This is a genomic window from Rothia nasimurium (genome assembly GCF_049068285.1).
Lineage (GTDB): Bacteria > Actinomycetota > Actinomycetes > Actinomycetales > Micrococcaceae > Rothia > Rothia nasimurium_I.
The window spans coordinates 372808-391147 of sequence record NZ_JBLKPV010000001.1; the positions used below are offsets into that span (position 1 = coordinate 372808).

Annotated in this window: 19 protein-coding genes; 16 read left to right on the forward strand and 3 right to left on the reverse strand. The window is 59.9% G+C overall.

Going from position 1 to position 18340, the window contains the following annotated elements; all coding sequences use genetic code 11:
• Positions 1 to 62 precede the first annotated feature (62 nt).
• On the reverse strand, positions 63 to 584 hold the full coding sequence (locus ACMXX3_RS01705; RefSeq protein ID WP_421083073.1) for an NUDIX hydrolase: 522 nt from the start codon (positions 582 to 584) through the stop codon (positions 63 to 65).
• Positions 584 to 2020 carry a hypothetical protein gene (locus ACMXX3_RS01710; RefSeq protein WP_421083074.1) on the reverse strand — a complete coding sequence of 479 codons (1437 nt, stop codon included), beginning with the start codon at positions 2018 to 2020 and terminating at the stop codon, positions 584 to 586. Before ACMXX3_RS01710 ends, ACMXX3_RS01705 begins: the two co-directional genes overlap by 1 nt.
• Before the next feature lie 190 nt (positions 2021 to 2210).
• On the opposite strand from ACMXX3_RS01710, the gene ACMXX3_RS01715 reads away from it, so the two are divergent.
• A complete protein-coding gene (locus ACMXX3_RS01715) occupies positions 2211 to 3206 on the forward strand; it encodes an acyl-CoA thioesterase (protein ID WP_421083075.1) in 996 nt (331 codons plus the stop codon).
• A 70-nt stretch (positions 3207 to 3276) separates the two neighbouring features.
• Here the strand turns inward: ACMXX3_RS01715 and ACMXX3_RS01720 are convergent, their stop codons facing one another.
• Complete coding sequence (locus ACMXX3_RS01720) at positions 3277 to 4641, reverse strand: amidase family protein (protein WP_421083076.1); 1365 nt, start codon at positions 4639 to 4641, stop codon at positions 3277 to 3279.
• Positions 4642 to 4761: 120 nt separating this feature from the next.
• On the opposite strand from ACMXX3_RS01720, the gene ACMXX3_RS01725 reads away from it, so the two are divergent.
• The 15 genes from ACMXX3_RS01725 (at position 4762) to nrdE (ending at position 18278) form a co-directional block, all read left to right on the forward strand.
• Entirely contained in the window at positions 4762 to 5439 is a 678-nt protein-coding gene (locus ACMXX3_RS01725; RefSeq protein WP_421083077.1) for a DUF1801 domain-containing protein, read from the forward strand.
• Between the two features lie 33 nt (positions 5440 to 5472).
• Positions 5473 to 6651 carry a class I SAM-dependent methyltransferase gene (locus ACMXX3_RS01730; RefSeq protein ID WP_421083078.1) on the forward strand — a complete coding sequence of 393 codons (1179 nt, stop codon included), beginning with the start codon at positions 5473 to 5475 and terminating at the stop codon, positions 6649 to 6651.
• A gap of 19 nt (positions 6652 to 6670) precedes the next feature.
• Complete coding sequence (locus ACMXX3_RS01735) at positions 6671 to 7126, forward strand: 23S rRNA (pseudouridine(1915)-N(3))-methyltransferase RlmH (RefSeq protein ID WP_421083079.1); 456 nt, start codon at positions 6671 to 6673, stop codon at positions 7124 to 7126.
• Positions 7127 to 7165: 39 nt separating this feature from the next.
• The gene (locus ACMXX3_RS01740) at positions 7166 to 8575 is read left to right on the forward strand and encodes a glycoside hydrolase family 1 protein (RefSeq protein ID WP_421083080.1); all 1410 of its coding nucleotides are present in this window, start codon (positions 7166 to 7168) and stop codon (positions 8573 to 8575) included.
• Positions 8576 to 8719: 144 nt separating this feature from the next.
• The gene (locus ACMXX3_RS01745; RefSeq protein WP_421083081.1) at positions 8720 to 9028 is read left to right on the forward strand and encodes a hypothetical protein; all 309 of its coding nucleotides are present in this window, start codon (positions 8720 to 8722) and stop codon (positions 9026 to 9028) included.
• Positions 9029 to 9030: 2 nt separating this feature from the next.
• Entirely contained in the window at positions 9031 to 9945 is a 915-nt protein-coding gene (locus ACMXX3_RS01750; RefSeq protein WP_421083082.1) for an FAD:protein FMN transferase, read from the forward strand.
• A complete protein-coding gene (locus ACMXX3_RS01755; protein WP_421083083.1) occupies positions 9942 to 10511 on the forward strand; it encodes a ferric reductase-like transmembrane domain-containing protein in 570 nt (189 codons plus the stop codon). The genes ACMXX3_RS01750 and ACMXX3_RS01755 overlap by 4 nt, the downstream gene beginning before the upstream one ends.
• Positions 10512 to 10519: 8 nt before the next feature.
• Positions 10520 to 11776: an NADH-ubiquinone oxidoreductase-F iron-sulfur binding region domain-containing protein gene (locus tag ACMXX3_RS01760; protein ID WP_421083084.1), complete on the forward strand. Its 1257-nt coding sequence runs from the start codon at positions 10520 to 10522 to the stop codon at positions 11774 to 11776.
• Positions 11777 to 11798: 22 nt separating this feature from the next.
• Positions 11799 to 12020: a ferredoxin gene (locus tag ACMXX3_RS01765; protein WP_421083085.1), complete on the forward strand. Its 222-nt coding sequence runs from the start codon at positions 11799 to 11801 to the stop codon at positions 12018 to 12020.
• A 24-nt stretch (positions 12021 to 12044) separates the two neighbouring features.
• Positions 12045 to 13046 (forward strand): winged helix DNA-binding domain-containing protein, encoded by a 1002-nt coding sequence (locus ACMXX3_RS01770; RefSeq protein ID WP_421083086.1) that lies wholly within the window; start codon positions 12045 to 12047, stop codon positions 13044 to 13046.
• Between the two features lie 74 nt (positions 13047 to 13120).
• Positions 13121 to 13561: a hypothetical protein gene (locus tag ACMXX3_RS01775; protein WP_421083087.1), complete on the forward strand. Its 441-nt coding sequence runs from the start codon at positions 13121 to 13123 to the stop codon at positions 13559 to 13561.
• Positions 13562 to 13703: 142 nt separating this feature from the next.
• Positions 13704 to 14789, forward strand: a complete 1086-nt coding sequence (locus ACMXX3_RS01780) for an App1 family protein (RefSeq protein ID WP_421083088.1) — start codon at positions 13704 to 13706, stop codon at positions 14787 to 14789.
• A 565-nt stretch (positions 14790 to 15354) separates the two neighbouring features.
• Entirely contained in the window at positions 15355 to 15588 is a 234-nt protein-coding gene (gene nrdH, locus ACMXX3_RS01785; RefSeq protein WP_421083089.1) for a glutaredoxin-like protein NrdH, read from the forward strand.
• A gap of 96 nt (positions 15589 to 15684) precedes the next feature.
• Complete coding sequence (gene nrdI / locus ACMXX3_RS01790; protein WP_421083090.1) at positions 15685 to 16134, forward strand: class Ib ribonucleoside-diphosphate reductase assembly flavoprotein NrdI; 450 nt, start codon at positions 15685 to 15687, stop codon at positions 16132 to 16134.
• Positions 16098 to 18278 carry a class 1b ribonucleoside-diphosphate reductase subunit alpha gene (gene nrdE / locus ACMXX3_RS01795; RefSeq protein ID WP_421083091.1) on the forward strand — a complete coding sequence of 727 codons (2181 nt, stop codon included), beginning with the start codon at positions 16098 to 16100 and terminating at the stop codon, positions 18276 to 18278. Before nrdI ends, nrdE begins: the two co-directional genes overlap by 37 nt.
• Positions 18279 to 18340: the final 62 nt, after the last annotated feature.

An 18340-nucleotide genomic window follows, 5' to 3' on the forward strand; every position in this document is an offset into this window, starting at 1 on the left:
TATTTTCAGAATCAAGTAATATGACCTGTGGTTACCAGCAGCTGAAAAGTACCCCTGAAGAACTAGAAAATCCCAGCAATCACTAAAGCAGCAAGAGACATTGAATCCCGCAGGCTGCCTTCAACCACCAGGTCCCGCAGCTGGTGGGGGCTAAACCAGGCCCAACCCTCAGTTTCCCCATCAGGGGTGCCGGTTGCTGGACCTAGGCTGAGGCGAACCACCCCCACCTCAGAACCTAAAAGGCCCGAATCTGGGTACGTCACCCCGTAGGACACAGGGTCACTAGCCTCAAAACCTGTTTCCTCATAAAGTTCCCGGGTAGCCGTAGCCACCGCGTCGCCGTCCTCAGCTAAGGCACCGCCCCGGGGGAGCTCCCACAACACCTGCCCCACAGCAGGCCGGTTCTGGCGGACGAGCAACACCTTACCCTCGGCAGACACCAGGACGGCAACAGCCCCAGCAAGCTGCTGGGCTGAAGGACACACCCGCCACCAGACCTGCCCATCAGGCCGAAGCCACTGCTGAACCACCACATCAGTCCCAGGAGCCTGGAAGACAGGAATCCACTCAGGAATCAGCCCCATTACGCCACCTCACTATCTATCAGAGTCATCGTCGCCGTCATTTTATGCTTTCTCAGCCTCACCACTTCCTTCATATCCTGCCAGGGCAAACCCACCACGGCACCTAACACGGCAGCGAGAACCACAACCACAACCGACTGACTCCTGCTCAACTCAGCCAAATCAGCGAACAAGGAAATACCGGTCACCACAACAGCCAGCAACATACCGCTCACAATCCGCCACCAAGCCTGCCTCCGACTATCCCGCCGAGACACAGGCGCACCGGTAGCCTCCATCGCATAAAAGGCAATATCCTGAAGCGCCTCATCAGGGTTCGAACCGGCCAACCTGCCCGTCGCAGGGGCGCACACCGCCCGCAAACGGGCAAAATCAGACCCAGAAATATCCATCATGTCGTCAATCAGGGTGCCATCAACCCGCACAGTTTGCCCCTCCTTGCGGCGGACCGACCCGCGAGAAAGCCTATCCTTCACCCGCTGCCTCCTGCCCCTTATCGGCAAACTCAAGCCATACTGGGCAGCAAACTCCTCATTCATATCCGACTCGTAGAAAGACAAATGCCCCATACCCTCGGCAGCAGAAAGGGCCCGATAAAAACCCCGAGACCATAATTCCAAAGCACACCTGGCATGAGACAATGGCTGTTCCTCGAGCGAATAATGGGCCACGGCCCAACGGTACACTTCATCAGCAACCTCAATCCGGCGGTCCACCTCCAAACTCGTGACAAACTCACCCAACCCCGTCAGCTGAACCCCGCGTCCTAAAATCTCAGACCTCAACGTTGCCAAATGCCGACCCATTTCAAGCGCACCCGTGCGAGTCAAAGACCAATCATCCACAGCAACCCGACCACAAGCCATAGCATCAACCCACTCATCCTGGGCTTGCTCCACAGCCAGAAGAACAGCATCATCTGCCACCGGCCCGGCAAAAAACCGGAAACCAGAACCCCTCTTCCACACCCGAGAATCAACAGGAGCCCACAACCAGTCCCGGCCAGAAGAATCACCCAACACAGCCATTTTCACCGAAGACATCGCCACAAACTGCTCACTTCGCACCTGATCCAACTGCAGATCCAAAGAAACATGGCCACCAGCACCCCAACCCCGCTTCAGAGGCACCAGACGCTCCTGATCAGCAAAATGCCCAGAAACAGACCCCGGGGCACACTTAACCCGAATCGGCAAAGGATCCCCAGGCCCCAAACCCAGGACAGAAGCCACACCAGCAGGCCCACGCGACAGAAAATAAATCCCATCCAAGACCTGATTCCGATCCACTACAAGTTCAGACCCCATCAAAAGAGCCATCCGAAGCACCGCATCCAGCCGTTTCACAGTCTCATCAGCCCCCAAAGTGCGCCACATATTGGCCTGGTGAACAGAATCGAAATCAAACACCTGAATACCAGCAGAAACAGTAACCATACAAACTAGTCTACTGAGACAACCCCAGCCCCTGTCTCACACTCTGCAACCTGCTTGCCCCGCCAGCCACCTGCCCCGCTACAATAAATCAATCCCCAACCAGGCCCAGCCCACAGAGCAAAGAAGCTCCCAAGCTGCAAAGCCACCTGGGGACAACCAGACACCACCACCCGAGCCCAAGAACACCACCATGACCCAACCAACCCCGCAACCATCCATCACCCTCCGCTTCCTCGCCGCCCCCACCGACGTCCTCATCGCCGGGGCCTCAGGCGTCCATGGGGGCCGCGTCCTCGAATGGATCGACAAAGCCGCCTACGCCTGCGCCGTTGGCTGGGCAGGCACCTACTGCGTCACCGCCTACGTCGGCCACATCCACTTCACCCGCCCCATCCCCTCCGGCCACCTGGTTGAAGTGCGCTCGCGCATTGTCTACACGGGCCGCTCCACCATGCACATCGTCAATGAAGTGCTCTCCGCCGACCCACGAGACGGTATCTTCACCCGGGCCTGTGACTGCCTCGTCATTTTCGTGTCCATTGGAGAAGACAAAAAGCCCAGCCCCGTCACCCCCTATGTGCCTGTCACTGACGAAGAGAAGCGGGTGCAGCAGGCAGCGCTTTCCCGCATCGATTTGCGCAAGGCCATTGAGCAGGAGATGGAAGCCCAGGTGTATACCGATGACTCCACGGCCCCAGAAATCACCCATCGCTTCCTTGCCAAACCGACTGACGTGAACTGGGGCGGAAACGTCCACGGCGGCACAGCTATGGAATGGATCGATGAGGCTGCCACCAGCGTGACCATGGGCTGGACAGGCGAGCGCACCGTTGCCGTTTACGCTGGAGGAATCCGCTTCTATAAGCCGGTGCATATCGGGGATTTGGTGGAGGTCAACGCCCGACTGGTGCATACAGGGGCCAGGTCTATGGGCGTCATTATCCACCTGCGGGCCGGTAACCCCAGAGAGCAGTACGAGCAGTTGCCCCTGGCGATCCACGCGACCATGACCTATGTGGGAACTGACCTGGACGGCCAGGCCCTTCCTGCCCGCCCCTTCACCCCGGTGACGGACGAGGACCGTGCCCTTCACGCCCATGTCAGCCGTCTGCGGGAACTACGCGCTGAATATGAGCCGATGCCCCTAGTTGCCCCGCTGGTTGAAACCCAGAGACTCGTGGACTGATTCACCTATCTGAATGAAGAGCCCCGCACCTCTACCAGGTGCGGGGCTCTAGCTTTAAGACCCAGGGGACCTACCGGCGGATCTCTTGGTGTTCGAGCTGCTGGGCCACTGCAAAGAGCAGGTTCTCTGCGCCCTGCTGGCGGGAGGTCACCAGCTGAACGGAGGTCGGTAGCCCGTCCTTGGCCCGTCCTGCCGGAATGCTAAGGGCAGGGTGGCCAGAAACATTCCAGATGAGAGTGTAGGCCACCGACGGCACCGCCTCCACCATGGCCTTCAGGAAAGCCCCGTGGCTTCCGACAAATCCCCGACCCAGGGTCCCGACGGGGGCGGGGCGGCTTGCCGTGGTGGGGGTGAGCAGCAGGTCGTAGTCGGAGAAATAAGTGGTTTCCAGACGGTCGCCCAGGGCGGCGCCAGTCGCTTTTGCCCTAGCGAGTAACTGGCCTCTTGCCCAGAAGCCCAGCTGGGCGGTGTGACGGTGTAGCTGCTCAATCATTGCTGGGTGGTCGAGGGAAGAGATTTCATCGATCAGCCCGGCAAAGAACTGCACGGTAAAGGGGACGGTGGGGTCGGGAACCCGCTCATCTACCCAGGTCACGGTATGCCCGGCGGCCCTGAGAGCTTGGACTGTGCGCCACAGGGCCACCCGGTGCTCAGGGTGCAGTTTCGCCAGGGGACTTGAGGGGCGCGCCGATACCGCTATCTTCAGGTTCTGGACGGGCCGGGGCTTAGCCCAGGGGGCCTCTTGGGGTAAATCTGCCAGCACCCGGTACATGAGTTCAGCATCTCGCACAGACCGGGTAATCGGCCCGGCCGTGCCCAAATTATGCCAAAGGTGGTCGTAGGGGGCTGTGGGGACGATACCGCGGGCAGGTTTGAACCCCACCAGCCCGCACCGGTCAGCAGGAATCCGAATTGAGCCGCCGCCGTCCCCACCCAGGGCAAGGGGAACCATGCCCGACGCAACCGCAGCAGCCGACCCACCCGAGGACCCACCCGGGGTGAACCGGGTATCGACCGGATTGCGCGTAACCCCAAAAGCTTCCGATTCCGTGACCGGAAAGGCCCCAAAGGCGGGCATGGTGGTTTTGCCCAGGATAATGGCCCCGGCCTGCTTTAGCCGCTGAACCGTCAAAGAATCCTCTGACTTGGGGCTCGTGTTGGCGGCGGTGCCGAAGCTGGTGACAGTACCTGCCACATCGTTTTCATCCTTGATCACCACAGGCACCCCGTGCAGGGGGCCGCGCTCACCGGGTTCAAGGGCGTCGAGGGCCTGGGCTCTTGCCCGGGCTTCATCCTCAAGCAGGAGGGTGAAAGCATTGAGTTCGGGGTTCAGGCGCCGGATCCGACCCAGGGCAGCTTCTAGCCCTGTGACCGCTGATGTGGATTCTACGGCTTTCCGCCAGTCGTGGGCGTCCAAACAAGCCCAGTTAATCATCTTTTACCTCCCGGGAAGTCAGTTATACTTCTGAACTATTCTAGGTTCACAGGGAAGATACGGAGGGGACGAAACCAGCGATCCACACCGACTGGGACCGACAACCTCAGAAAGGCCGTCATGACAAGCACTAGCCTGCATCTACCCGGGGTAGGTGCCCCCTTGCGTCGGGCCCTGGCAGAAGCCGGATACACCGAGCTGGCCCAACTTGACGGCGCCAACTACCGGCACCTCCTATCCCTACACGGGGTAGGGGTCAAAGGTTTAGGACGCCTCCTGTCGGCTTTACGAGAAACCGGCGGGGACATGCTTGAGGCCCCCACCCCGGAAGAGATCCAGGCCCTGGCTCCTTCCGTTACCATTACGGCCGGTCATACCGGAAAGGTCGCCTCAGATATTAAGACCAAGCCGACCGACCTGGACCCCCGCGCCTTCTGTGAGTCTGTGGAGTGGCCGGTTCGCCGGGCTGACGGCCTTGAGCTCCTCCAGATCTTTTCCCACATCACCGGGCAAGAACCGGTCATGTGGGGCCCCACTATGGTCGGTTTCGGTCAGGTACATTACGAAAGCTCCTCAGGACGACACGGGGACTGGTTCAAGATTGGGTTCAGCCCCCGTAAGGCCTCCTTGACCCTGTACGGTATGCAAGGGGCTGGCCGGTTCGAGGAGCTAGTTGCCCACTTGGGTAAGCACCGGCTGGGCGCTGGCTGCCTTTACATCACCTCCCTCAAGCAGGTTGACCGCAAGGTTTTGGTCCAGCTGATTGAGGAAGCCTGGGCCGCTCCCTTAGACGGATAAGTGCCACCGGCAGGTCCGTGAGACAATAGGGGAGTGACCCAACCATTTTCCCCTCCAGCCTCTGCGGCTCTTTCTGCCCTTGACCGGCTCATTATTTCCGACGCTTTTGACCAGCTCGGTGTAGGCCCTGGCCGGGATATTCTTGTTCTTGATGACCCCACGGGGGCCTTGACCGGCTGGGCCCTGGCCCAGGTAGGCCCGGGTGGCCGGGTGATCAGCCGCCAACGATCCTATGCAGACGCCCTCACCCTGTACCAAACCCACTCCACCCAAAACGCCGCAACAAAGAGCCCCCTCACCCTGGCAGGACTCCACGAAAATGGCGAAGTAGATCCCTCAACCTTCAGCCTCTACACAACACTCACCAGTCACAATTTCGACGGCACCCTAGCCCTGGGGCACCTGCCCAAAAGCCACGCCGCGCTCGCCGACCTTGCCCACGACCTGGCTCGCTATCAGGCTGAGCGGGGGAGCGAGGTTACCCTGATTCTGGGTGGTAACACCAAGCACATGACCCCCACTTTTAACGAGACCCTGGGTAGGAGCTTTGGCCAGGTGCGGGGCCTGCTGGGCAAGGGTAAGCACCGCTGCCTGCTGGCTACCGTCCCCACCCCAGCCCAGGTTCAGCCCCGGCCGTCCGGGCCCTTGCAGGCCCTGGGTGGGGTGTTCTCCGGGGGCAAGCCTGACCGGGGTGGGCAACTGCTGGCCGCGAGCGTCCTGACCGACCTGGAAAATACGGCCCCCGCGCGTCCTCTGACGCTTGTTGATCTGGGGTGCGGAAATGGCTCGGTGACCCACCAGGTACTTGAGCACCTGCCGGCGGGAATAGCTATTGACCGGGTACGGGCCACTGATCTTGATGTGGATGCTGTTCGCTCAGCTTCTCTGAATTTGGGTCAGGACGCGCGGGTGCAGGTGACGTGGGACGATGCCGCTTCCCGCCTGGAGGATCATCGGGCCGATATCGTCCTTTTGAATCCTCCCTTTCACAGTGGTACGGCGGTGGATTTGAGCCTGGTGGGGCCCTTGCTCGATGCCAGCTTACGCCTCCTTGCCCCGGGGGGACTGCTTTATCTGGTCCATAATTCCCATGCCCGCTACCGGCCCCAGATTGAAGAGCGGTTCGAGTCGGTGCAGCAGATGAACCGTACCCCCACCTTTACCGTGATAAAAGCTGTAGCCCCGGCTCTGCCCCGTCACACCGACCAGTAACCCCCAAGGACTTGAGACGATGACCATCAAAATTATTGCTATCGGTAAGAAACACGAAAAATGGGTCAAGGACGGTATTGACCGGTATGAAACCCGCCTCCGTAAGCCCTGGGATATCAGTTGGCAGTACTTACCCCACTCGTCCCTGGCTGAAGAGGCAGCCCGGGCTGAGGAATCCCGCCGGATTCTTGAAAAAGTTGAGCGCGATGACTACCTGGTGCTGCTGGATGAGCGGGGCAAAATGCTGTCTTCCCCGGCCCTATCCCGCCTGCTGGAGGGCCAGCTAGGTTTTAAGAAGGTGGTGCTGGTGATCGGCGGGGCCTACGGTGTGGACGAAACCGTGCGAGCCCGGGCCAACACCGTCTGGAGCCTGTCAGACCTGGTTTTTCCCCACCAATTAGTACGCTTGATCATCACCGAGCAGATTTACCGGGCCGGTGAAATTGCCGCTGGCCGCCCCTACCACCACGTGTAGGCTCCAAGTTATATCGAGATTGAGAAAGGACGTTTCGCGATGAGTTTTCCTGAAGGATTTTTGTGGGGTGGGGCTACGGCTGCCAACCAGATTGAAGGTGCCTACGCCGAGGGCGGGAAAGGGCTGAGCATCCAGGACGTTCTGCCCCAGGGGCTGAGGACTGCCCCCACCGCCGCCCCCACCGCCGATAACCTCAAACTTGAGGCCATCGACTTCTACCACCGCTATCTTGACGATATTGCTCTCTTTGCTGAACTTGGTTTTAAGGTCTTCCGCCTCTCCTTTGCCTGGTCGCGGATTTTTCCGCGCGGCGATGAGGCTGAACCCAACCCCGAGGGGCTGGCCTTCTACGACCGGGTGATTGACGAACTGCTGAAACACGGTATTGAACCCCTGGTGACGCTGAGCCACTACGAGACACCCCTGCACCTGGCCCGTCAATACGGGGGCTGGGCTAACCGGCAGGTCATTGACTTCTTCGAGCGCTACGCCCGCACGGTCATGACCCATTTTGCTGGAAGGGTTCGCTACTGGATCACCTTCAACGAAATCAATTCGGTCCTGCACTTCCCCTTTTTCTCGGGCCTTGAAGGAACCCCTGAAGAGATCGGGGCGCAGCGTCTCTACCAGGCGGTGCACCACGAACTGGTAGCCTCAGCCCGGGTGACCCGCCTGGCCCATGAAATTGATGTACAGAACCGGGTAGGCTGCATGATTCTGGCCGTCCCCCGCTACCCGCTCACCCCGGACCCGTCCGACGTGCTAGCAGCCCAGGTAGCCTCCCGCGACGACTACGTCTTTGGCGACGTCCACTGTCGAGGCACCTACCCCGGCTACTTCAAACGCAAACTCAAGGAGCTCGGCGTCGAACTAGAAATCACCGAGCAAGACCAGCAAGATCTTCTCAACACCGTCGATTTTGTATCCTTCTCCTACTACATGTCCGTCTGCGAAACCGCTGGTACAGCAGAAACCGGGGAAGGCAATATCATCGGGGGAGTGCCCAACCCCACCCTCAAGGCCTCCGAATGGGGCTGGCAGATTGACCCGGTCGGCCTGCGCCTTGTGCTCAATGACTTCTGGGACCGCTGGGGCAAGCCCCTCTTCATCGTTGAAAATGGCCTGGGCGCCAAGGACCAGCTGGTGGAAGGCGGGTCAGACGGGTTCACTGTTGAGGACGACTACCGCATCGACTACATGCGCGAGCACCTCCTACAGGTTGAAGAAGCCCTAGCCGACGGGGTTGACCTGCTCGGCTACACCATGTGGGGCTGCATCGACCTGGTCTCCATGTCCACCGCTCAAATGTCCAAACGCTACGGGGTGATCTACGTCGACCGGAACGACGACGGCACCGGAACCCTCAAGCGGTACCGCAAGAAATCTTTCCACTGGTACCGCCAGGTCATAGCCACCAACGGCACCTCCCTCCACACCCCCACACCTTAATTCTGCTCTGCCCCACCTGATAGCCAGGTGGGGCAAAGCTTTCTTCCCCACCCCTCACAGGCTCCACAAAGGTTGGGTAAAACCCCTGCACATATCGGCTCCCTAGACTCACTCTATAGAGAACACAACCTTAAGGAGAGCCCCATGCAGACCCGAACCCGCGGAAAACTCATCGCCCACATCACCGGAGCAGGCCTCGTAGCTGTCTCAACCCTGGGGGCAACCGCTGTTGCCCTTGAAACCTACAGCCACATCCAAGAAACCGAGGCCCCCACAGCCACCCCCACCCAGCCAAGTGAGCAACCCACCACCCCAACCACAGAGCAAACCAGCCCCGCCACCCCAGCAGAACCCACCAGCAGCGCCCCAGATACAGTCACCAGCCAGACCTACACCTACGTCCAAGAAGCCCCGGCTGGCACCAACGGAACAACCACCAGCAGCGGATCCTAACCATGCTCACCACCCGCTGGACAGTCTGGACCTCACCAGCCCACCTCATCCTCGACACCCCCTCCCAAGCCAGCCTCCACGCTGCCACGCTAGCCGTCCACCGCGTCCTAGACACCCTTGAACAAGCCGTCAACACCTTCGACCCCACCAGCGAACTAGCCCGCATCAACGCCAGCGGGGCCGGAACCTACAACCTCAGCCCCACCCTCACCCAGGTACTCACCCTCGCCCTCACCGCCTACGACACCACCGCAGGAGCCTACGACCCCCGCGTCCCACCCCTCGGCGGACCCCAGGGACACAGCCTGACCCTCACCCCCGGAACCAACGGCCACCTACAAGCCATCCAGAACCCACCAGCCAGCCTGCACGAACACGTCCAACTCTCAGGCAATCGACTCACCCTAGCACCCGGAGTCCAGCTCAACCTCATCGGCCTGGGAAAGGCCTGGGCCGTAGACCACGGCGCGGCCGCCGCCGCCCACACCAGCGGAGCACCCACCCTCCTCAACATCGGCGGAGACATAGCCACAGCTGGCCCCACCCGCCCCTGGGCAGTGACCGTCCAAGACCTAGAAACAGACCCAGCCAGCACCATAGAACTCATCAACGGCGGAGCAATCGCAACCTCCTCCACCCAAAAACGACGCTGGGCCACTGACGGACACACCTGGCACCACATCATCAACCCAGCCACCGGCCTCTCCACCACCCCAGAACTCAAAACCGCAAGCATCATCGCCTCAAGCGCCGCAGAAGCCAACACCTACTCCACCGCAGCCATCGTCTGGGGAAGAGAAGCCCACCACCACCTAGCCCCCACCGGACACCCCAGCCGCCTCATCACCGCAGAAGGCCAAGAACTCACCCACCACTGGCCCACCAACTTCACACCCAGAAAGACCAGAAACCCATGACCAACGAAATCTACTGGGCCATAGCCCGCTCCACCGGAGCCACCGCCCTCATCCTCCTCTCCCTCTCCCTGGCCCTGGGTATCCTCACACGATCCGGAAAAACCTACATCGGCATACCCCGAATCACCACCACCTCCCTCCATCGAACCTCCTCCCTCCTAGCCCTCATCTTCACCCTCATCCACATCGTCGCCCTCTACCTCGACACCTACACCGGCCTCACCCTCACCCACTACATCATTCCTTTCACCACACCTGATAAAGCCCTGGCCTACGGACTAGGAACCTTGGCCTTCGATCTCATGCTGGCGATCGCCGTCACCGGCCTGTTGCGCCACCGCCTGCCCGAAAAGCTCTTCCACCTCATCCACTGGGGCGCTTACGCCTGCTGGCCAGCTGCCCTCGCCCACGGGCTCAGCTCCGGCAGCGACACCGGCCAAACCTGGTTCCTGCTCCTTACCCTCGCCTCTATCACCCTCGTAGCCGCTACTGCCGTCTACCGCCTCCTGCCAGCCTTCACCCGCACCAGCAGCGCCCCCGCCCCCGCCCCCTACACCAACCACTAGGAACCACCATGACCACTATGCTCCCCGCCCCGGCGACCACCGACTCAGCTGCCCCACTTACCCCAGCTGCCACCGCCCACCTTGACCTCACTGTCGGCACCCCCCGCCTCTTCGCCGCAGGCCACCAGGCCGACGCCGCCGCCCACCTGGCCACCTTCGGCAAAGTGCCAACCTTCCACCCCCACCAATTACTCGAACATATCTTCGAATCAAACCTGGACGGACGCGGCGGAGCCAGTTTCTCCACCTACCGCAAACTCACCACCACCCACCGAAGCACCAAAACCACCATCATTGCCAACGGAGCAGAAGGCGAATACCTCTCACACAAAGACCGAATGCTCCTCCACCACGCCCCCCACCTCGTCCTTGACGGCCTCCTCATCGCCGGAGAACTCATCGGCACCCGCAACCTAGCCCTCTACGCCCGAGAAGAATCCCTCACCACCATCGCCCCCCTCGCAGCAGCCCGCGGCATCACCTGCTACCCAGCCCCCGGAACCTTCATCTCCGGCGAAGCCTCAGCCGCCGCCAACGCCATCACCACCGGCACCCCCATCCCCACCCACCACACCCGCCGCCTCTCCCACCCCGAAAAAAGCCCCGGCCTCTTCGGCAAAACCCGCCACGCCACCCTCGTCCACAACGTCGAAACCCTCGCCCACCTAGCCCTCATCGCCCGCTACGGAGCCAGCTACTTCACCTCAACCGGGGCAGTCGGCACCCGCCTCCTCACCCTCCACCACCGGGGCGCCGGCACAGCCACCGTCATCGAGGTTCCTGACCATACCCCGCTTACCCAAGCCCTTGCGCTCGCCGGTTTAGACCAGCCCACACCAGCCGTCCTGCTAGGCGGCTTCCAAGGACGCTGGATACCCGCCGACCAGCTCACCACCCCCATCGGCAGTGCGGACGCCCCCGCAGCCGCTGGCATCATCTACCCCCTTACCCCCGCAGAATGCCCCATCGACACCACAGCAGCCATCGCCAGCTACCTGGCAGACCAATCCGCCCGCCAATGCGGCCCCTGCACCAACGGACTACCCGCCCTCGCAAACGCCCTCACCCACCTCACCTCCGCCACCGCCCACAACACCCCAACAAAAACAATCCAGGCCACCATCAACCAACTCACCCACCTCCTACCCGGCCGAGGAATCTGCAAACACCCCGACGCCACCGTCCGCTTCATCACCGAAACCCTCACCACCTTCCACCACGAAATCACCGCCCACACCCACGGCACCTGCACCGCCAAACCCTAACCCCAGCACCCGAAAGGCCACCATGACCACCCACCACCTCACCATCAACTGGGGCACCTGCGCCGCCAGAGGACTCTGCATCGAACTCCTCGAAGAAAAACTCACCGCCGACCCCTGGGGCTACCCCTACTCACCCGAAGGCAGCACCATCACCATCCCACCAACCCTCCACCGAGCCGCCCAAGAAGCCGCCAAAACCTGCCCCCTCCGAGCCCTCACCCTCCACACCAAAGCCACCACATAAACCACCACCAGCTACACTAAACCCATGCACCCCAACCCCCTCGTCGCCCGCCGACTCATCGCCCAAGCCCTCGCACCGGCGTTCGCCCGCCCCACCACACCGACCACCGTCACCGACGCTGCCCACTACATGATCGCCACCCAAGGCCAAAACTACGCAGGCGGTCTCACCGCCCTCGCCATCCGCGCAGGGCAACCCGAAAAACCCCTCACCACCAACACCAGTCACCTAGACGACGCGCTCGCAGACTATGAGCTGGTGCGTACCTGGTCCCAACGCGGCACCCTGCACTACCTCCACCGCACCGACCACTGGGTCACCACCCTCCTCGGGCCCCGCTCAGTCACCGGTAAGCCAGAACGACTAGCCGCCCAGTTCAACCTGGACGTAGCTGACTATGAGGCAGCCCGGTCCCTCACAGAGAGTACAATCGTTGAACCTGTCAGCCGTGATCGTCTCCGCAGTCTCTTCGCTGAGTCAGGCTACCCCCGGGAATTGCTTGGGCACCACCTGCGGAGACTAGGCTCAGTCGGTTCAATCATCCAAACCCGCCGAACCGGCCAACACGACACTTTCACCTCAGCCACCTTTGCCATACCCCAGCAGGTTGCGGACGCAGACGCCCGCACTCCAGCCCAGAAAACCCGGGAACTGACCGCCCGCTACTTCTCCACCCGGGGCCCAGCCACCATCGACGACTTCAACTGGTGGTCAACCCTCCCCAAAACCACCATCACCCGTACCGCAGAAAGCCTGGTTGCCTCCGGCGAGCTGATACGGTTCAACCTCGACGGCACCACCTACTACATGGGCAGCTGGCAGCAGGACGTCACCACCCAAGAACTCGACCACGCCCTCACCCTCACCCACCACCTCCCAGCCTTCGACGAATACTTCATCGCCTACAAAAACCGCACCCACCTCTTCGCACCGGGTGTAGACCCCCACTCCGTCATGACCAAAAACGGAATCGGCTGGCCCTTCACCGTCGAAGGCGGACTCATCACCAACCGCTACACCCCATAAAAACAACCAACCCCCGCCAGACACCCGCGCGTAGCATTACCCTAACTGCCTGTGAAGACGATATATTTTTATGTATGGCAAAGAAAAAAGTTACCGTAGTATCAGCGCTCGCAGCGAGTGTCCTGCTCGCAGGCTGCGCTCAGACCATCGTTCCCGGCCTGGGCTTCACTGAAATCGACGGCTGGGGTGGCCGTGACGACATCACCTTCGAGGTAACTGCCCACCTTGACGGCCAGGAAGTACCCGCAACCGTTACCGTCTACCAGGACCAGATGTCCTTTGACGGCAATAAGGCTGAATTCGAAGGTGAGGCTTTCTACCAGCTGCAGTACGACCAGCTCTCAGACCTAGCCGGTTCTAAGATTCGCGTTGCAGTTTCGGCTGAAGACCCCAACGCAGACGTTGAGTGCGCCATCAAGGGTACCGGTTACGCTCTGGAGGCAGGCGACCACGTCAACCACGCCAACGAAGCAAGCGGCACCGGTAGCGCAACCTGCGTGCTGAATATCGACTAAGTCCAGCCACCGGCTCAATCATTTACCACATCACACACAGAAGGTGGGCGCCGACGAAGGCGCTCACCTTTTGCTGTATCAAGCAATCCAGTAGTTGGCAGCTTTATGCAGAGTCAGCCTGAAATATGAAACACTTAGAAGTATGACCACACCTGGGGCACACGAATTCAGAACCATCGTTGCTGAGGCTGCCGATGAGGCAGTGAATCTTGGCTACCGTATCGGCGATAATATCCACTCCTACCGGGAACGCCGGGCTCAAAAAACGGGCCTAGAGCCTGTTATCGTGCCCAGTGTCGGGTACGGGTCGCGCGGCTGGGTGCGCGTGCTCGGCCGGGCCCTGTACAAGACCGACCTGTTTGAAGAATTTTTCAATTCCGTTGAAAAGGGCGATCCGACTGTCGAACCTGTCCGAGGTTGGCGCTCTTTTACCTCTGTAGCCATATCCCATGCCCAGGTTGAGATCTACATCGATGGCCAGCAGTTCACCGTCTACGCCGATCGCGGGGGAGTGGTCGATGTCAAACTGGAGGTTGCTTTAGAGCCCGGCCTGCACCGGGTGACTATGCAAACTCCGGGGAGCCAGGTTGCTGAAACCTCGGTTTATATCGTCCCTGAAAATCAAACCCTGGGTATTATTTGCGATGTGGACGATACCGTCATGAACACGGCCCTGCCCCGCCCCTTCGTGGCAGCCTGGAACAGCTTCGTCCTCAACGAGCACGCCCGCAGCGCAACTCCCGGTATGGCCGTCATGATGGACCGCCTACACCGGGCCCACCCCCAGGCCCCCTTCATGTATTTGTCCACCGGGGCCTGGAACGTCACCCCTACCCTACGCCGTTTCCTGCACCGCAACGGATACCCCAAGGGCACCTTCCTGCTGACCGACTGGGGGCCCACCCCCGATCGCTGGTTCCGGTCGGGCTCCCAGCACAAGGTCAACGCCCTCAAAAGGCTGGCTGCTGAGTTCCCCCACATGCGTTGGATATTGATTGGCGACGACGGCCAACGCGACCCTGAGATCTACAACGGTTTTGCTGTGCGCTACCCCCACAATGTTGAGGCGATTCTGATTCGCAACCTCACCTTTGGGGAATCTGTGCTGTCCTCCGGCCGGGTCTGGGGCGACCACCGGGCCCGTGACATCGTCAAGGGCGACCTCTGGTTAGAGGGCAACGACGGAACCGCCCTCACCAAGCAGCTCAAGGAAAGAGGCCTGCTCTAAGGCCCACAAGCCCAGAGGACGCCCCCACCCGGCTTGACCTGCCTTCAGGCAGGGGCCGGGGGTGGGGCGTCCTTTCGTATGCCCTTAAACCTTGAGGGTTGTCAAGCCCTCCGGCGCCGCTCGGGGAACGACACGCCCTGACCAAAAAGTCATCAAAAATCCCCGGCAACACCTTAAAGACTCAAGCAAATCTTGAGGTTGAAATCCTTAAAGCCCGGTATCTTGCGGGAGCCAGCTTCGGCACTGTTTGGCAGGTCTCAGACCTGCTCTTAATCTCACACATGACTAGCTTCTCCGACCCCCTCCTGTGGATAAATGTGCAGAACAAGCCGAAAGCCCAGCAAACTCGCGGGAAGGGCTGTGGATAGAAAAAATTTTAAGAACCTTCTGGAAATAAAACACAGCATCTTGGGTTGTAAACGAGTGCAAGACACTAGATGTAGTATTAAATCTCGGTTCAGCGCCCTCGAGGAAAAACCTCCAGGACCAGCTGCTGAACCCCGCAACGAGCCCTATTTAGCTTCAGCGCACTACCGCTCAAGCTCACCAAGGAGAAGACCCCACCATGACCGTAACGGTGTACACCAAGCCCGCCTGCGTCCAGTGCAACATGACCTACAAGGCCCTCGATAAGGCCGGCGTCGAATACAACACCGTTGACATCACCGAGGACGCCGCAGCCCTGGCCATGATCAAGGACCTCGGCTACCTGCAGGCCCCCGTCGTGATTGCCGGTGAAGAGCACTGGTCCGGCTTCCAGCCCGACCGCATCAACTCCCTGGCCACCCAGGCTGCCTAAGCGCCTGGCCACCGAGCCAGACACACAGCCAGCACACCAACCAGGACCCCTGAACCAGGTGCCCTAGCACCAACCCTGAGTACTGAGGTACAACTCATGGAAAACCCACCAGAAATCACCGGTGAACCCACCATCGTCTACTTCTCATCCGTCTCAGAAAATACCCACAGGTTCGTCCAGAAGACAGGCATCAAAAACCTCCGCCTTCCGCTGCGAACCAGCGAGGAGCCACCTCAGGTCAGTCAGCCCTATGTGCTCTGTGTACCCAGCTATGGGCGACCGGGGGGAGCAGGGTCAGTACCTCCTCAGGCCATCAAGTTCCTCAATAACCCAGCCAACCGGGCCCTGCTCAAGGGTGTCATCGGGGCTGGAAACACAAACTTCGGCGAACTGTTCTGCGTAGCAGCCGATAAAATCGCCGCAAAATGCCATGTGCCCGTCCTCTATAAATTTGAGCTCATGGGCACAGAAGAAGATGTAGAAACCGTTCAAGAAGGAATCAAAGAATTTTGGATTCAAAACTCCCTGTACCCGGTGCCAGCGTAGAGCCCGGCCACGAGGACCCCAGCACCCCTGAGAAATACCGCGGCCTGAGCTACCACGAGCTCAACGCCCTGCTGAACCTCTACGACGAAAACGGCAAGATTCAGTTCGAAGCTGACCGCCAGGCAGCCCGCCAGTACTTCCTGCAGCACGTCAATAACAACACCGTCTTCTTCCACGACCTGGAAGAGAAGATTGACTACCTGATTAAGCACCAGTACTACGAGCCTGAGGTTTTTGAGAAGTACTCCTTTGACTTCGTCAAGTCCCTCTCTAAGCTGGCCTACTCCAAGAAGTTCCGTTTCCCCACCTTCCTGGGTGCCTTTAAGTTCTACACCTCATACGCGCTCAAAACCTTTGACGGCCAGCGATACCTGGAGCGTTTCGAGGACCGCGTTGTTATGGTTGCCCTGCTGCTGGCTGAGGGTAACGAGGATCTGGCAGTGAAGATCGTTGAAGAAGTGATCTCCGGCCGTTTCCAGCCTGCTACCCCCACCTTCCTCAATGCTGGTAAAAAGCAGCGCGGCGAGCTTGTCTCCTGCTTCCTGCTGCGTATCGAAGACAACATGGAGTCCATCGGCCGCTCTATCAACTCAGCCCTGCAGCTGTCCAAGCGTGGCGGCGGCGTTGCTTTCGCCCTGACTAACCTGCGCGAAGCCGGTGCCCCCATCAAGAAGATCGAGAATCAGTCCTCAGGCGTCATTCCCGTCATGAAGCTGCTGGAAGACTCCTTCTCCTACGCTAACCAGCTCGGTGCCCGCCAGGGCGCGGGTGCAGTCTACCTGCATGCCCACCACCCCGACATCTACTCCTTCCTCGACACCAAGCGTGAGAATGCCGACGAGAAGATCCGTATCAAGACCCTCTCACTTGGCGTTGTGATTCCCGATATCACCTTCGAGCTGGCCAAGAAGAACGAGGACATGTACCTCTTCTCACCCTACGACGTAGAGCGAATCTACGGGGTTCCCTTCTCTGACATCAACGTTTCAGAGAAGTACTACGAGATGGTCGATGACGCCCGCATTAAGAAGACCAAGATTAATGCCCGCGAGTTCTTCCAGACCCTGGCTGAAATCCAGTTCGAGTCCGGCTACCCCTACGTCATGTTTGAAGACACCGTCAATAAGGCAAACCCCATTGACGGCAAGATCATCATGTCTAACCTCTGCTCTGAGATTCTTCAGGTGTCTGAGCCTTCCGTCTACAACGCTGACCTGGGCTACGAGACCATCGGCAAGGATATCTCCTGCAACCTGGGCTCTATGAACATTGCTCTGGCTATGGACGGCGGCGACCTGGGTGCTACGGTTGGGGCGGCTATCCGTGCCCTGACCGCTGTCTCTGACCAGTCAGATATCACCTCTGTTCCCTCGATTGAGCGCGGTAACTCCATGAGCCACGCTGTGGGTCTGGGTCAGATGAACCTGCACGGTTACCTAGCCCGTGAGCACGTCTACTACGGTTCTGATGTTGCCCTGGACTTCACTAACATGTACTTCTATACCGTCACCTACCACGCGATTCGCGCCTCCATGGAGATTGCCCGCGAACGCAAGGAGACCTTCGTAGGCTTTGAGAAGTCCAAGTACGCCTCGGGGGAGTACTTCGAGAAGTACATCGAAGGCACTTGGGACTTTGAGACTGAGCGGGCCCGTGAGCTCTTTGCCGGCCACTTTGTGCCCTCAGCGGAAGACTGGAAGCAGCTGGCGGCTGAGGTTGCCGAGCACGGTATGTATAACCAGAACCTGCAGGCTGTTCCGCCGACTGGCTCAATCTCCTACATCAACGGTTCAACTTCTTCGATCCACCCCATTGCGTCCAAGATTGAGATCCGTAAGGAAGGCAAGCTGGGTCGAGTCTACTACCCGGCTCCCTTCATGGATAACGAGAATCTGGATTACTACCAGGATTCTTATGAGATTGGGTACGAGAAGATTATCGACACCTATGCTGTTGCAACCCAGCACGTCGATCAGGGCCTGTCGCTGACCCTCTTCTTCAAGGACACCGCCACCACCCGTGACGTCAACAAGGCCCAGATTTACGCTTGGCGTAAGGGTATCAAGACCATCTACTATTCACGTATTCGTCAGATGGCTCTTGAGGGTACCGAGGTCGAGGGCTGCGTGAGCTGTATGCTCTAAAGTCTGAGGCGGGGTAGGGCATTGCGCTGATAAGGCGCGGACGCCCGCCCCGTCTGGGCGGG